Raw genomic sequence first — 14816 nt, forward strand, 5'->3', positions numbered from 1 at the left:
AACAATGACCGGTTGCACACAGCTAATAGTGGAATGTCTCCGGCTAAATATGAAATGTCTCTGATTAAAGTGTCCGGTTCGACTTGACCAGAACAGCCAATACCAGCACAACTCCATCCTTCACACTGTTTGATGCCACACTCCGCTATGAAAAAGGCCCCATACTTTTCACTATTAATTCGAGCAACATATTTAATAAAAAATATGTATCTTCGACCTTCTTCAACAGGCAATACCCCGGAACTGAGCGCACTGTTATCGGAACATTATCGTTCAGATTTTGATTATAAGTTTTAAATTGTTGCCAACAGCGAAGTAATAATTCGATTGTATTGCCAGGGAAATCATGTTGTGTTTCCAATATGAATCAGGTTAGAAACGAATATGACAATTGTTATCATTTACAATCAATAGGTTATTGTTGTTTTGATACTGAACAGCTATTATAATGTGGCTGGCTTCGTCAGAATTCTTAAAATTATGCTGGTGTCGGTTAGACGTGGCAGATATATGAGTATTGAACACGACAACAATCCTGTTGGAATAGGAGGAAATTATGAAAGGCAACACAAAAGTAATAGATACGTTGAATGCGCTGCTTGCTGACGAATTAACTGCCATGGACCAGTATTTTACGCATTCTCGCATGTACGATGACTGGGGATTTAGCAAACTGTACGAGCGCATTGATCATGAAATGGACGATGAGAAGCAGCATGCGGATTTGCTTATCAAAAGGATTTTGCTCTTGGAAGGTGTGCCGGCTATGGGTAATCGCAGTCCGCTCAGGATTGGCAAGGACGTTCCGGCCATGCTGCGAAATGATCTGGAACTGGAACGGAGTGTAATTACTGCGTTGCGCAATGCAATTGCAGTTTGTGAACTGGAACAAGACTATCAGACACGGGAAATATTAGAAGGTCTGTTGAGTGAAACAGAAGAAGACCACGCCTATTGGCTGGAAAAACAGCTCGGTCTGATTGAAAAAGTCGGGCTGCAGAATTATCTTCAATCACAAATATGATCCCGGGTTTGTATAAAAATTTCTATTACAAGACAAAGCTGAACGGTTGCAGTGCAATGTAACAGGTTGGCCGTTTCGATGCGATGGATTACAGCGCCAGGTTCGGCGCTATTTCTTGCAACAGAGCCATTAATTTCTGTTCTAATGAAATTGGAGACACAAGATTACCTAAGCAAAGTCAGCATCATTTGAGGACTTGAATTAGCTTGAGCAAGAATAGCAGTTGCAGCTTGTTGCATAATTTGCGTTCTGGTCATTGTTGCTGTCTCAATTGCAAAATCAGCATCCTGGATGCGCGAACGGCTGGCTGTCATAGATTCTGCACTGACCTGATTATTGGCTATCGCCGATTCAAGTCGATTGAGTTGCGCGCCTATCTTCGCTCTTTCCTTATTAATATGCTCTAATGCAAGGTCCATTTTATAAATGGTAAAACCTGCATTATTAATCAAATCAATGTTATCAATACCCATGGCTCCAGCATTTACAGCACCAAAAGAAACATCCAGTGTTTCATTCTTGTTTGCGCCTAATTGTAAAGTTTTGTTATTGCCCAGCCCAGCCAGAGCGATATTTTCCCATTTTTCATTGAACCCACTCAACGCATTTTGGCCACTTCTGGAACTGCTGTTTGGAACAACACTTTCAGCCGTTCTAACAGCTCCACCATCAACATTTGCGCCTCCAATCGCACCAGTATCTTCGTCTGCCAAGTTCATTCCAGCGATATAAGCAGTGCCATTAGCCACAAAATCAGCATTAAAAGCATCTGCGCTTGCCCACAGCCCACCTGAAGCTGCGTTGATTGCATCATTCAGTGTGGCGGCTTGATTCTGATTAAGATAAGTCATGACATCCTTGATGCCAGCACCACCATTTTCTTTGATTTTCTGATGCATATAACCCACTGCAGCATAAGCAGCTGAGTACTCATCTGAGCTTCCTACCCAGGCACCGCCTGCTGAACCAAAATTTGCCGCTTGCGCCATGACCCCGACAACGCCAACATTGTTAATTGAACTCTGTAATCGCTCATCTGCGCCATGAATAAATTCAGCCGCACCCTCCAGGAACCATATCTGATCAGCCGCCGGATTGAACATTGAAGCAATATTCATGCTGCGATACATGACGGCATGCACCATTTCATGGGCAATAATTCTGTCATTGTAAAAAGGGGCCGTACCGCCGTTCGGCAGATTAGGCGGCGTGAAATCACTCATATCAATCTGCAGCTTGACATCGGTAGCCTTACCCGTAAAACCGCCGGGAATCGAACCAACAACCCGGGCGGCAGTTTGCCCTGCACCGTCCGAAAAAGTAGTCAACTCAATGCTAATATCGGCGCCATCAGCTGAAATACCATAGTATTGCTGGATCATGCTCTCAGCCTGTTCGAGCCAGCCGTTCTGCAAGCCATAAAGTACGGCCAATTGATTTGAATCGCCTATAACACTGCCACTTGTAAAATCAAAAATTTTTTCATTATTGAACGCAGTAGAGGATGATACTCTATCTATTTCCTGGATAAGTTGATTGGTCTCTTCCTGTAACGCCTTTTTATCACTGAGGCTATTTGTTGAATTAGCTGCCTGAACTGAAAGCTCCCGAACTCGCTGTAATGAGCTTGAAATAGATGAAAGTGCGCCGTCCGCGGTTTGCAGCATGGAAACACCGTCATTGGCATTTCGAGTCGCCTGATTTAAACCACGAATTTGTGATGTCATACGTTCGGATATCGCAAGTCCTGCGGCATCGTCCCTTGCGCTATTGATACGCAGACCGGAAGACAACCGCTCCAAAGAACGATTTAAATTCGTCTCCGTCATCGACAATTGGCGCATGCTGTTTAAGGCACCGATATTTGTATTAATTGATAAGCTCATTATTTCAAGTAAAATTATTTATACGATATTCTTATCTCTTTACGGAAAATCGAAGCAATTATTAAGACCAAAAATTGAATTTTCCGAATTTAATATATACAAAATATTTGATTACGAGCTCGTCTTACAAATTCTTAGAAAACTAATTTTTCGTGACAAAGAAAAATCAACCTACCACTAAAAAAAGTACGCCCACAACACAATATCAAACGCTTAAACAGATAGGCGAATTAAAACCGGATGCAGATCAAGCCAATGCGGTCGACGAATTGGAGCGTTTATATCATGCACTGATAGACTATTCTTGCTCCGACAGTCTAAAAAGTGGTTGGTTATTACATTTTTTTCGCCGCACTAACCACAAACAGGAATCTCCTAGAGGTATCTATCTTTATGGTAACGTCGGGCGTGGCAAATCCATGCTAATGGATTTATTTTTTAGCGTCGCCCCTTTGGCATCGAAACGGCGCGTGCATTTCCATGAATTCATGCTGGAAATTCATAATCATCTAAAAATATGGCACAATTTTTCCATACAACAGCGCAAACTTGCAATGCAAAATTTACAGAATATACAAGGTAGAAAAGTTGATCTGGATGATCCAATACCTGCCGTAGCGCAACAAATCGCTAATAAAGCAACATTGTTATGTTTTGACGAGCTGCAGGTTACTGATATTGCCGATGCGATGGTGGTCGCCCGGTTATTTAAAGAGCTGTTTGATCAAGGTGTAGTGATAGTATCTACATCCAACAGAGCACCAGATGACCTGTATAAAAATGGACTCAACCGCCATCGTTTTGTACCGTTTATTGATCGCATAAAAAAAAACATGGCAATCGTGTCACTGAATGGCCCCATCGATTACCGCTATAACCGATTAAAGGGCACAGACACTTATTTTCATCCGGTAAATGAAACCACCACAGCCAAATTATCCGCAGCCTTTTTTCGTTTGACGGATCGCAGTGTGGAAGATCGAGACAAGGTACCGAGTGGTGAACTAAACGTTCAAGGACGTAAATTATTTGTGCCGAAATCCGCGCGCGGCGTAGCAGTTTTTTCGTTCAAGCGATTATGTGCCAATCCACTGGGCTCAGCAGATTACCTTGCTATCGCTAGAGCTTATCATACGGTCATCATAGTAGCTATTCCACAATTTACACATGAAAATACAAGCGAAGCCAAACGTTTTATCCATCTTATCGATGCACTATATGAATATAACGTCAAATTTCTTTGCTCGGCGGTCACACCTCCACACCTACTTTATCAATCAGGCAACTCCGATTTCGAGTTTGAGCGCACTATATCCCGCTTAATAGAAATGCAATCAGAAGACTATTTAGCAAAAGGTCATGGAAAACTTATTGCTGAATAGCTATATTCCAAAAGACTGGCGTCTTCAGTCACGCTTTCTGGATGCAAAAACATAACCACCAATCGCTCCCAATATCAACCCAATTGGACAGGCAACAATAATACCAAAGAATATAGCTTGCTGAGTATCCTGCACCAAAAGCATTGGCCCAAAGAAACCAAAAATAAACCCTAATCCACCCAATATGAGCGCACCGTTCAGCACAGACGCACTCACACTCATTTTTTTACTGGAAAACGATTGCCACGAATACCATCCCACGCAAGCCGCACAGACTAATGATAAGGCTACGCTGATCAAACCAGTTAATTCAGTGGTAATCAATAAAATTGTCTGGATAAAAAACAGAACGATACCAAACATTAACAAGGAAACGATTACTCTAAATGTAAACTGCACTGTTGTAACTCCAATTTATGAATCAGGCGACCAAATAACAGGAAGTACCATTTCTTACCTTTTCGCTTCGCCTGATATATCGCAGAATCAGCATTAGCTATTAACATTTCAATATTTTTGCCGTCATGGAGAAAGACAGTGATGCCGATACTTGATCCCAAAATGGCATAAAAACCATTATTAGAGGCCGTTTATATTCTGTGTCAGATAAGCATTACGACTAACGCGCTTTGCTTGTTGGCCACGTAAAATAACTGTAGCCACTGCTCTTTCAATGCATAACTTACAGTTATTTTCCGCAGCTTGATGATAACTGGTTATGTGTTCAGGTGTCGAGCACATGATCCAGTCGATCTTCAAAAAAAGATCTAATTGTGACAAAACCTGAGTCCAGTTCTGAACCGACATGGTCCATTTCTCAGTGGCATTTAATATGCCTGCGTAAGGTAATTTCAATAAGCTGTTTTCATTTTGGAATGCACCTTTGGTTTTGGTTAATTTCCGAAACTGACGATGCATCGCTTCAACAGCATTGGTTGTGTAAATGATTTTTCGTATCGGTTCCGGGTGTTTAAAGTAAGCCGATAAATAATGCCACTTTTACGTCAGGATCTGATCACAATGGGATAGGTATTGCTCCATTTTCAAAGGCCAGGCAGTTCTTTCTTTTCTTCAGGTATTAATCCTGACAGGGTGTAAATGGCCTTGCCGATATAACGACCCGCTTCCGTAATTTTATAATGCACGGCAACCATTCGCATCACTGGGCAAATATTCTTCAGCGGTCTTTGCTGCCATTCTTTAAGTGCGGGCAAGTTTTGGCCCCTTCAGATACTATTTTCTAATTGTTTGTTCAATCTCCAGTTAAGCTATTTCAGCCAAACTGGAGAAGATAGAAAAACAGATGGTTAAATTTCAGGAATCAGACTTAGAAGTTCCTCAAGCGTAGCTGCATCACTAATAGGACATGTAAAGCCATCAATTTCGATACGCGATGTATCTTTACATGGCGCCACATCTTTTAGATTCGCCACCCCAAACTGATCCCAACACTGCTGATTGGTAAGTCCCACTGTGGGGCAATTCTGATTAGCAAGCAAGTTACCAGCTGGATATTCACGCGCAACCATCACATGACCGGGAGATTGCTCTTTAAAAAATAACTGAAAATCATTGCCTGATTGCTTGTCATAATTATAGACATACGTCCTTGACAATTCAGTTACTGTCGACAATGAGAAGGGTGGAACTATCCTAGTAGCGATCGCAGCAGGCTTTAGCGACAAGAATTTGTTTTGAGGACCCATATTTTGTTCAAATTCCACATCTTTAAGCAAGGTATACTTTGAACCTACCAGAGGAGAATGTTCTCTTACGTTGACATAATTCCTAAGAAATGCATCATCAACTATAGTTATCCGGGGCGGAGCCAATCCAAATTGCGGCTCTACTGGCAGTAAAAATGCCGGAAGATCAATGCCCAGATTGAATCCTTCAACCCTAATATTTCTCAACACAACGTGACCGGCTTGATATCGAGGATTATGCAAATCAATACCTATGTTAATTGTGCCGATATAGTTCTTGTTCGATACGGCTTGATTGCCAATAATCGTTATGTTGTCATAGGCGGCAGAAATGTTACGCTGAGAATATAAACCGGTCTGTTTGATATTCCACAAAAGATAGTCACTCAACTGTCCTACGACACCTGCAAAACCGACCCATATGCCAACACCACTGGCGTATACTTCATTGTTTCTTGACATTCGGATTTCTGGCGCAAATGTCTTTTTATAGCTCGTCCATTGAGTTAAATCGTCAATATCAGCACCTCTAAAATTGGGCACTAAAGGCTGATTATTCACAAACCCTTTTGATCGCGCGTTATACATGACACCCGCATAAGCAGCATTAGCGGCTACGTTTCCGGTTACATAATCATCGTTACCTGTAAACCATAAAGCGGAACCTTCATAGCCGAAATCACTAAATCCGTGATGTCTGCCTATTTCAGCAACGCCCCCATATCTTGGCTCATAAAGACTCTTAATGATGGTTCCGACTTTAACAACGAAATTATTACTGAAAACATTTTCTCTTTCATTGCCTTCTTCTGTAATGATCCCGGCACCCTCAACGTCATAGACAACGTTACCATCCACAAGACCAAAGTGAGAATTATGTACTGCTATGCCCCACTTAGCGCCGTTGTCAATTGCATTGCCAACCAGAACAAATTGATAACCGTCATTAGATGTATTTACGGGTCCCATATGATGATGCATATGAATAGGATAACGGCCAATCTGATTTGTGCCGATGTGTGCTACCACATTATCAGTAATGACTGTATTATCCAGCGGCTTCGCTGTAGTACGACCCATATCGACGAATGAAACATATCTGATATCCACTTTGGATCTCTCAGTAAACATGCTGTGTCCTCTAACGCCACCGGAATTTTCAGAACGCACCACAATGTTTCTGCTTAAATTGCCAATATGCGGCATACCAATCAAATTACCATCAGTATCACGGCCACCCAGATGATCGTACACCAGCGGTCGAGTTAATCTAATTGTATTGCCAGAAATGTCAGCGATAATCATTTCCTCAAGCTGAAGTTCTATTGGTGTCACAGGTTCAATCTGCCATTTCTTAACTAGAGGTGTTTGTCTGGTATCCGGCAGCACAAGCTTATCTCCCACTGACCAACCGGTCGGAGAACTTGCCAGCACAAGAGTATTCTGTCCAGCCCGGGGTTCTTGTGCCAACCTTATCCAGGTTGGTGACATTTCTTTTCCGTGCATATTGACTTCGCCGAATGAGATCAAGCCGGTACCATATTGCAATGGATCGTAGGCTCCTGTCGCCCTATCAGGGCCCCAAGTAGCAAGCGAACGATTGGCAATAATTATCTCCACTTTCACATTCCCTGCAATCGGACTTGCCAGGGTTCCAACATTCATCCTGCCCTCACGATAGACTAAAATAGTGCCTACTTTGATTCTGCTACTCATAGCTGTATCAAATGTTAACGTTCCCTTAATTCCGAGAGAAGCTAAAGCAGCGTCGCTGATACCATTGTAATTGACAGCGTGCCCTTGCTCTATTCGAACAACATCATCAGCATGAGGTACTCGCGCTTGTTGCCAGGTAGAAACATCAAACCAATTCCCGCTTTGTTTTGAAACAATCGTTGGGTGAGCTGCAAAGTTAGGAATCACATCTTTTCCGGTTACAACAGAATCCAGGTCGCCTTCCATTACGGCTGCTGGGTGATGATGCGGTTCCACGCTTTCTAATGGAGCCGTTTCTTTTGAAGTTGCATCCGGAGCCTCTTCCGCAAATACTAGTGATGCTGCTACAAAAATAATCATAGCTAATAAAAATTCTTTCATTTAATTTCCTTAGTACACTTATAGCGTTTATCCTGATTGAAGAATCAGTACATTACATATTCTCAATCAACAAATGAATTGATCTGTAAACAAATCAACTTTGGATAAATCTTGTTGATAATTAGAATCAATCTTTGAATTTTTCACTTTGATTCACCACGGGTCTTCTATGATTTGTACGAGCAGACTCGCATATACGAGATGATCAACAAGTCATACTTTTACCCAACTCATAGATATCTGTGTTTTTTTGATACCGTGTATCAAGTGCGAATAAAAGTGAATTTTGTGGTGTAGTTAGCTCAAATAAAATTGCTCATACGGAACCACTAGAATGCGTTTGTCAAAATCAAAATAAATTCGACTTCGATTATTGGAAGAGCAGGGGGATTTGTAAATTGTCATGTTTGGTTCCTCGTTCGTTAATCAAACTCAGACACAGGCCGGGGAACGCATGTTTCTACTATGTTGTATCTATTGACGATATCAGTTGTCGTATCTATTGATGATACTAACTGACATATCTGCAGACACTAACTTTTGGTAACCCCGCTATCTATTTGCTAGACCGGAAGCTTTGCGTCCTCACCTCACGATGAGTATGCCTTTGTCTTTTTGTTTTATCGTAATTTTTTGAAAAATCTTTAGGGACTGCTGACATATTACCGATACCAATTCAACTACCAGCAAAAGATACTGACAGCCGTACGTAACAACATCTTTGCGAAAACATGGGAAACTCTGTCGATAACCCTCACTGACAATCGTTACATTCATTTTCTTAATAGTCTGGCGCGCAGTTGGGCGTACTCATTACTTTTTTCTAACAAAACCTTCACCCTAATATTGGAAGCCCAAAAAACATGTTAACCATGATTGAAAATAATGTGACATCCAGTGTTATAGGCCGCAGCAAAAAACTTCTCTTTCACGTAGTATCACGTTACACTGCCAAGAAACACCATAACAATTGAGCAAGAATCGTTATCCGACGTGTCGCCTGAAATGATTTTATGCTATGGGAGAGTTTAAATGAATTGGTTTCGTCTAATTCTGTTTGGAACTGTCATACTGATGATGCTAACCGGTTGCATGGCTAGTCGAAAAGATAAAGACAAAATGGCAACATCCGCATTGCAAAACACCTTTCCGTCAGATCCGGTATTTTTCAAAGCCGCCCGAAAAATCAGTTTTGAGGATCAAGGCAAATTTATCATGCTGGAAGGCAATCAATGTACAGAACAGGTACGTGGGCCCGAATCTGCAATCATGTTAATCACATTAGACATGCCCACTTATGTCAATCGCGGCACCGTAGTATTGAACGGATGGGATTTGCGCTATTTACACAAAGACCACGAGGTACGTTCGATGCGTGCCGACATTACACACAGCAAACTGGTTACCGGCGGCGACAGCCCTCCTATGCTTGTTTTTGAAGTGGCAGGCGAACTCAGTGATCAGAATTGGGACGATGCCTATGAATTCTGCGTTTACTACACGGGCTTTGGCTTTAACTCTGCTTGGATTGATGCACAAATAGAAGGTGATTATAACGGTATAAACACCTGGGATTTACAGATCGATTCTGAAGGACCGATCGCTACGCTGGAAAGTTTATGGAGTGACGGCGCTCTCAGAAGCAGCGATTCAATCGTTGTTATTCCACGTGGATTTAGTTTCCAATATGACAACAAATTTGAATGTGAACTACGCTTCCCTCCCTGCCGATGGGACGATCCAGCTGATCACCAACTGCGTCAGGTCGCATATAGTCTTTTTCAAACAGGCGCTTCACCAAATCCTGACGGTAATCCACACTGGATTACACAAACTATTTTCAAAGACAATGGCACACGAACGCACTGGATCAAAGCGCGCGCAGCTCTTATCGGCGGCGGCAGTGTCAAACTGCATGCCGATTTCCTGCCATTGAATCCGCGGTCAGGCAAAGCGAATATTTGCCGTAATGGCGTCGATGGCGTTATACGTACTGAAACATTCCGTATTTATGATTTGCCTTTTGATTACGCTGTACCCATGCTGACAGGTTGGGATCTGAACTATGAATGTGATGATCAACATGTTCAACGTGCCGGCATTTGGATACACGACATACGCTTTGACCCTGATTCAAACGGATTAGAATATAAACTCTCATCCATTCTGCGAGACAAAAATGGTGCCCCAAGCTTCAATGCTGCTCACCGGGTCAGCGTACTGGGACTTAATCGTTCTTCAATACCACCTGTGGTTGAACGATCAGCTCCCGATATCCAAATCAGGCTTCGCGATCAATAACAGTTTTTAGTGAGTGCCTCTAAAATGGGAAAACATTAAACTTGAGCCCGTGATCAATTCATGAATTCACATGCACGTTCAATTTTACACTTAACTTCTTTTCTCTTGGCGTTGCAAACTTAAACATTTGTCCTGAATATTGCTGTGTGAGGCAGGTTTGTATCAAAAGTAGTGACAGACAATTACAGTCAGGCAAACCATAGTTCTCTGCAATCAGCTTTATTGCGCGCGTGATGACACTGAAAATCGCAAAAAGTAACAGCATTGGCTTTATTTGCCAGCAGTACCAATTACCGTTACTGGCGATCAAATCAATTCCGGCTCTTACTATCTTCTCAGGCTTGCGTTCTAACAATACACCGGGTTGTACTGCAGAGCACTGACCTCGCGCATGTGACGATTAGTACGCTGAACTAGAAGTTAATCAAAATCGGCGCTGTCATCGTGCGCAATCACCACCGTACTCGCCTGCCACCCACAAGCAAATGCCCCTACCGGATAGTCTTCTTTTACGTCACGGCCAGACTGGTACTCAGATACCACATTTCCAGACTGTTGCGCATATTTCTACCAGATGAAAGCCCATGGGCAGGCAAGTCACACCTTTTTTACAAAACTTGACATCTAAATCTGCTGGGAAATTCATTGCATCAATATTAATTTGAAAATAAATTGACTCCCACTGGCAAAAGTCGACTTTTGCCAGTATAAAATCTCCTTTTTTGATTCATGCAATCTTCGGGTTAGAAACCTAATTTCCCGATGAATGTGATAACAATTTCCTGAGGCGTTATAATAGCGGCCAGAATTTGAATAATATGATCAACAATACAACAATATGCGAAAACAACTGATTCAGAGAACCCCCTTTCTCGACGGTGAAGACGTCAACGCGAAACGAGCAGAAATTCGTAACTATTTTCATGGCACGCTGGATTGTTATGAACAGCTTTTCAAAACACTGCGCAATGATGATGCTTATTACAAAAAACCGATTTCACTGCGTCACCCTCTGATTTTTTACTATGGTCACACGGCGACTTTTTTTGTCAACAAACTGATGCTGGCAGGATTGATCACCAAACGTATCAATCCAAAATTTGAATCCATGTTTGCCGTCGGCGTGGATGAGATGAGCTGGGACGATCTGGATAACACGCATTATGAATGGCCTACTGTAGAAGAAGTACACCGCTATCGCGGCATGATGCGCAGCATGGTCGATAGGCTGATCAGCGATTTACCGCTGACACTGCCAATTACCTGGGAAAGCCCCTGGTGGCCAATTCTAATGGGCATTGAACATGAACAGATTCATTTAGAGACATCTTCCGTACTGATTCGGCAACACGCGCTTGCGCATGTGCAAACACATGAAGCCTGGCGGCCTTGTGAAAAAACGGGCGTTGCACCCGAGAATGAATTGATCAATGTACCTGCCGGATCAATTGAAATAGGCAAAAACAAAGTATCGCATCAACATTACGGCTGGGATAATGAATATGGCCTGCATACTGCAGATATCGCAGCTTTTCAAGCCAGTAAATATCTTGTCAGCAATCAGGAGTTTTTTGCTTTTATGCAGGCGAACGGTTATCAGACAGACGATTACTGGGAAGAAGAAGGCTTGTCCTGGCGTAACTTCACCCATGTCAAACACCCTGCTTTCTGGATAAAGAAAGACGACAACTGGTTCATGCGTACTATGACCGACGAAATTCCGATGCCATGGGACTGGCCTGTCGATGTTAATTATCATGAAGCAAAGGCTTTTTGTAACTGGAAGACGAAAACAACAGGACAACCGGTCAGATTACCTACCGAAGACGAATGGTACCGGCTATATGATATCTCCGGTTTGTCTGAAGTACCCCATGACAAATCGGCTGCGGGCAATCTACATCTCGATTATTATGCTTCCAGCTGCCCGGTGAATGAATTCCCACAAGGTGAATTCTTTGATATCGTAGGCAATGTCTGGCAATGGACCGAAACACCGACCTATCCATTCGAAGGTTTTGATGTGCACCCGCTGTATGATGATTTCACCACACCGACTTTTGATAACCAGCATAACCTGATCAAGGGTGGTGCATGGATTTCCTGTGGCAATGAGTCTCTCAAAAGCGCCCGCTATGCATTTCGGCAGCACTTCTTCCAGCATGCGGGTTTTCGCTATGTTGTATCCGACGCACCGGCCACGTTGCAGACTTCAAACTATGAAACCGACAAACTACTTTCTGAATACGCCGAATTTCATTATGGCGACACCTACTTTAATGTACCAAACTTTCCCAAAGCACTCGCGGAAATTGCAATTGCCGCCATGGGCGACAGACCTGCACATAAAGCCCTCGACCTCGGCTGCGCATCCGGACGCTCAACTTTCGAGCTTGCACGTCATTTTGACCGTGTAATTGGCATTGATTTCTCCGCGCGTTTTATCGGTCAGGGTGTGCAACTGGCGCAACAAGGCATTCTACGCTACACGCTGACCGACGAAGGTGATTTGGTATTCTACAAGGAGCGTACACTCAACGGCCTGGACTTGGAAGCCGTGAAAAACAAAGTAGAGTTTTATCAGGGTGATGCATGTAACCTGAAACCATTGTTTTCAGGTTACGACCTGATTCTTGCGGCAAACCTGATTGACCGGCTGTACGATCCCGCCAAATTACTTAACGTTATCCATACACGCATCAATAAAGGCGGTCTGCTGATGCTTACATCACCGTATACCTGGCTGACTGAACATACCAAGAAAGAACATTGGATTGGCGGCTTCAAACGCGATGGAGAAAATTTCACTACCCTGGATGGTTTGAAAGAAATTCTCGGCAAACATTTCAAATTGATTCAAGGTCCGCAGTCGGTACCTTTTGTCATCCGTGAAACCAGCCGGAAGCACCAACACACATTATCCGAAGTCACTATTTGGGAGAGAATTTCTTGAAGGGTGGACTCGATCCAGAGTATTTCAATCGGATAATCAACCGCGAACAAACCGATAGCGTCAAATATGACGGGCGGCAAGGCATATTTGGCAAATCTAACGTGACGCCAGCATGGGTGGCGGATATGGATTTTGCTGTGCCGCCTGCCGTCACCGAAGCATTAATTGCGCGCGCCAGGCATCCGATTTACGGCTACACGCTGTTTCCCGACAGTCTGTATGACGCCACTATCGACTGGATACAACGGCGTCATGGCTGGACAATAGCGCGCGACTGGATAGTAATGTGCCCAGGCGTGGTGCCATCGCTTAACGCCACAGTCATGGCATTTACCCGGCCCGGCGATTCGGTCATTATACAACCACCGGTTTATTTCCCCTTTTTTTCAGCAGTAACTCAAACCGACAGAAAACTGATCGAAAATCCGCTGAAACGCAATCATGATCGCTACGTTATCGACTTTCAACATCTGGAACACTGTGCCAAGGATGCACATCTGTTACTATTGTGCTCACCGCACAATCCGGTAGGTCGCGTCTGGTCGCCACAGGAACTGGAACAATTATTAACAATTGCAGAAAGACATAATCTCATCATTTTTTCTGATGAAATCCACGCCGACTTGATTTATCCAGACAACAAACATACCGTACTTGCCACACTCAACGGCAGTAACAAACATGTCATCACCGCTATGACACCGAGTAAAACTTTCAATATTCCGGGTCTGAATCTGTCCGCGCTGATTATTCCGGACAAAACAATCCGCAAAGCCATTAATGACGTATTCAACAGCTGGCATATCAGCGCATCCAACCCGTTCAGCATCACTGCATTTGAAACTGCGTATCGTGAAGGTGAAGAATGGCTGGAAGCATTACGGATTTATCTTCGCGACACGCGAGATTGTGTGGCAGCCTATCTAAACGAACATCTTACAAAAATACAGCTGATTTCTTCAGAAGGTACTTATCTACTCTGGCTCGATTGCAATGCAATGAACATGAACGATACCGAACTCAAACATTTTTTTGTTCATGAAGCCAACGTCGGCATGAGTCCGGGTATTTTATTCGGTAAGGAAGGAAGCGGCTTTATGCGACTGAATATTGGTGCGCCAAGACAAACGGTGATGCAGATCCTGAAAAATATTCATCAGGCGTATAATCGACGCACATAAATGCATGCATTTTTAGCGATATAAAGCGCAAGATGTTCGACGAACGTTTCAAAGCCGCCATGATCTGTTGGAATAACTCGGAGACCCAGGATTCTTAAAGCTTTATTTGATTTCATTGCAGTATTGTATCGTTAATTCACGATGAATTTGTCGATGAGTATTATCGAGAGTGCGCCACTGATTGCGAGAAACGATCTGCAGGGTTTGATCCGTTTCGGTTCTTTTCAATCTTATCAATCCAGAGAAGAGCTGACTTGCGCACTGCTTAGTTTTTGACTTTCTACAC

General features: G+C 43.1%; 13 protein-coding genes, 1 pseudogene and 1 riboswitch. Of the genes and pseudogenes, 6 read left to right on the forward strand and 8 right to left on the reverse strand.

All coding sequences use genetic code 11. The features are described 5' to 3' along the window. Window positions 1-556 precede the first annotated feature (556 nt). Window positions 557-1024, forward strand: coding sequence for a bacterioferritin (bfr, locus tag C8R11_RS06660; protein ID WP_107795034.1), 468 nt, complete (start codon window positions 557-559; stop codon window positions 1022-1024). A gap of 164 nt (window positions 1025-1188) precedes the next feature. On the opposite strand, the gene C8R11_RS06665 is transcribed toward bfr, so the two are convergent. Beyond that, window positions 1189-2910 (reverse strand): flagellinolysin, encoded by a 1722-nt coding sequence (locus C8R11_RS06665; RefSeq protein WP_107795035.1) that lies wholly within the window; start codon window positions 2908-2910, stop codon window positions 1189-1191. Window positions 2911-3062: 152 nt separating this feature from the next. Here C8R11_RS06665 and zapE point away from each other — a divergent pair, with 152 nt between their 5' ends. After that, window positions 3063-4292, forward strand: coding sequence for a cell division protein ZapE (gene zapE / locus C8R11_RS06670; protein WP_107795036.1), 1230 nt, complete (start codon window positions 3063-3065; stop codon window positions 4290-4292). A gap of 24 nt (window positions 4293-4316) precedes the next feature. Here zapE and C8R11_RS06675 read toward each other — a convergent pair whose 3' ends face one another. From C8R11_RS06675 to C8R11_RS06690, 5 genes and pseudogenes are all read right to left on the reverse strand, one after another. Next, window positions 4317-4691: a multidrug ABC transporter permease gene (locus C8R11_RS06675; protein ID WP_244907581.1), complete on the reverse strand. Its 375-nt coding sequence runs from the start codon at window positions 4689-4691 to the stop codon at window positions 4317-4319. Further along, window positions 4670-4852: a diguanylate cyclase domain-containing protein gene (locus tag C8R11_RS17135; protein ID WP_181258187.1), complete on the reverse strand. Its 183-nt coding sequence runs from the start codon at window positions 4850-4852 to the stop codon at window positions 4670-4672. The genes C8R11_RS06675 and C8R11_RS17135 overlap by 22 nt, the downstream gene beginning before the upstream one ends. A gap of 164 nt (window positions 4853-5016) precedes the next feature. Further along, window positions 5017-5335, reverse strand: a pseudogene (locus tag C8R11_RS16675) (transposase); the annotation flags it as partial. Then, window positions 5336-5506 (reverse strand): hypothetical protein, encoded by a 171-nt coding sequence (locus tag C8R11_RS17225; protein WP_181258188.1) that lies wholly within the window; start codon window positions 5504-5506, stop codon window positions 5336-5338. 93 nt (window positions 5507-5599) lie between these two features. Further along, window positions 5600-8095 (reverse strand): G8 domain-containing protein, encoded by a 2496-nt coding sequence (locus C8R11_RS06690; protein WP_107795040.1) that lies wholly within the window; start codon window positions 8093-8095, stop codon window positions 5600-5602. Between the two features lie 539 nt (window positions 8096-8634). Further along, window positions 8635-8711: riboswitch (cyclic di-GMP riboswitch) on the reverse strand. Window positions 8712-9127: 416 nt separating this feature from the next. Here C8R11_RS06690 and C8R11_RS06695 point away from each other — a divergent pair. Further along, the gene (locus tag C8R11_RS06695; RefSeq protein WP_181258189.1) at window positions 9128-10396 is read left to right on the forward strand and encodes a hypothetical protein; all 1269 of its coding nucleotides are present in this window, start codon (window positions 9128-9130) and stop codon (window positions 10394-10396) included. A 420-nt stretch (window positions 10397-10816) separates the two neighbouring features. On the opposite strand, the gene C8R11_RS16930 is transcribed toward C8R11_RS06695, so the two are convergent. After that, window positions 10817-10939, reverse strand: coding sequence for a hypothetical protein (locus C8R11_RS16930; RefSeq protein WP_280523876.1), 123 nt, complete (start codon window positions 10937-10939; stop codon window positions 10817-10819). A gap of 295 nt (window positions 10940-11234) precedes the next feature. On the opposite strand from C8R11_RS16930, the gene ovoA reads away from it, so the two are divergent. Together ovoA and C8R11_RS06710 are read left to right on the forward strand one after the other, a co-directional pair. Beyond that, window positions 11235-13349, forward strand: a complete 2115-nt coding sequence (ovoA, locus tag C8R11_RS06705) for a 5-histidylcysteine sulfoxide synthase (protein WP_107795042.1) — start codon at window positions 11235-11237, stop codon at window positions 13347-13349. Next, window positions 13346-14530, forward strand: a complete 1185-nt coding sequence (locus C8R11_RS06710; RefSeq protein WP_107795043.1) for a MalY/PatB family protein — start codon at window positions 13346-13348, stop codon at window positions 14528-14530. Before ovoA ends, C8R11_RS06710 begins: the two co-directional genes overlap by 4 nt. On the opposite strand, the gene C8R11_RS06715 is transcribed toward C8R11_RS06710, so the two are convergent. Further along, window positions 14506-14646, reverse strand: coding sequence for a DUF1972 domain-containing protein (locus C8R11_RS06715; protein ID WP_107795044.1), 141 nt, complete (start codon window positions 14644-14646; stop codon window positions 14506-14508). The two genes, C8R11_RS06710 and C8R11_RS06715, sit on opposite strands and share 25 nt — an antisense overlap. A gap of 37 nt (window positions 14647-14683) precedes the next feature. Here C8R11_RS06715 and C8R11_RS16935 point away from each other — a divergent pair, with 37 nt between their 5' ends. Next, window positions 14684-14806 carry a hypothetical protein gene (locus tag C8R11_RS16935; RefSeq protein WP_280523877.1) on the forward strand — a complete coding sequence of 41 codons (123 nt, stop codon included), beginning with the start codon at window positions 14684-14686 and terminating at the stop codon, window positions 14804-14806. The last annotated feature ends 10 nt before the right edge of the window (window positions 14807-14816 follow it).

Origin of the sequence: Nitrosomonas aestuarii, assembly GCF_003046585.1 — a bacterium.
Taxonomy (GTDB): domain Bacteria; phylum Pseudomonadota; class Gammaproteobacteria; order Burkholderiales; family Nitrosomonadaceae; genus Nitrosomonas; species Nitrosomonas aestuarii.

Excerpts from the sequence above, each read along its gene's own strand:
- C8R11_RS06715 (WP_107795044.1), bottom strand. The coding sequence starts at position 14,646 with ATGAAATCAAATAAAGCTTTAAGAATCCTGGGTCTCCGAGTTATTCCA.
- C8R11_RS06665 (WP_107795035.1), bottom strand. The coding sequence starts at position 2,910 with ATGAGCTTATCAATTAATACAAATATCGGTGCCTTAAACAGCATGCGC.
- bfr (WP_107795034.1), top strand. The coding sequence starts at position 557 with ATGAAAGGCAACACAAAAGTAATAGATACGTTGAATGCGCTGCTTGCT.
- C8R11_RS06690 (WP_107795040.1), bottom strand. The coding sequence starts at position 8,095 with ATGAAAGAATTTTTATTAGCTATGATTATTTTTGTAGCAGCATCACTA.
- ovoA (WP_107795042.1), top strand. The coding sequence starts at position 11,235 with ATGCGAAAACAACTGATTCAGAGAACCCCCTTTCTCGACGGTGAAGAC.
- C8R11_RS06695 (WP_181258189.1), top strand. The coding sequence starts at position 9,128 with ATGAATTGGTTTCGTCTAATTCTGTTTGGAACTGTCATACTGATGATG.
- C8R11_RS16935 (WP_280523877.1), top strand. The coding sequence starts at position 14,684 with ATGAGTATTATCGAGAGTGCGCCACTGATTGCGAGAAACGATCTGCAG.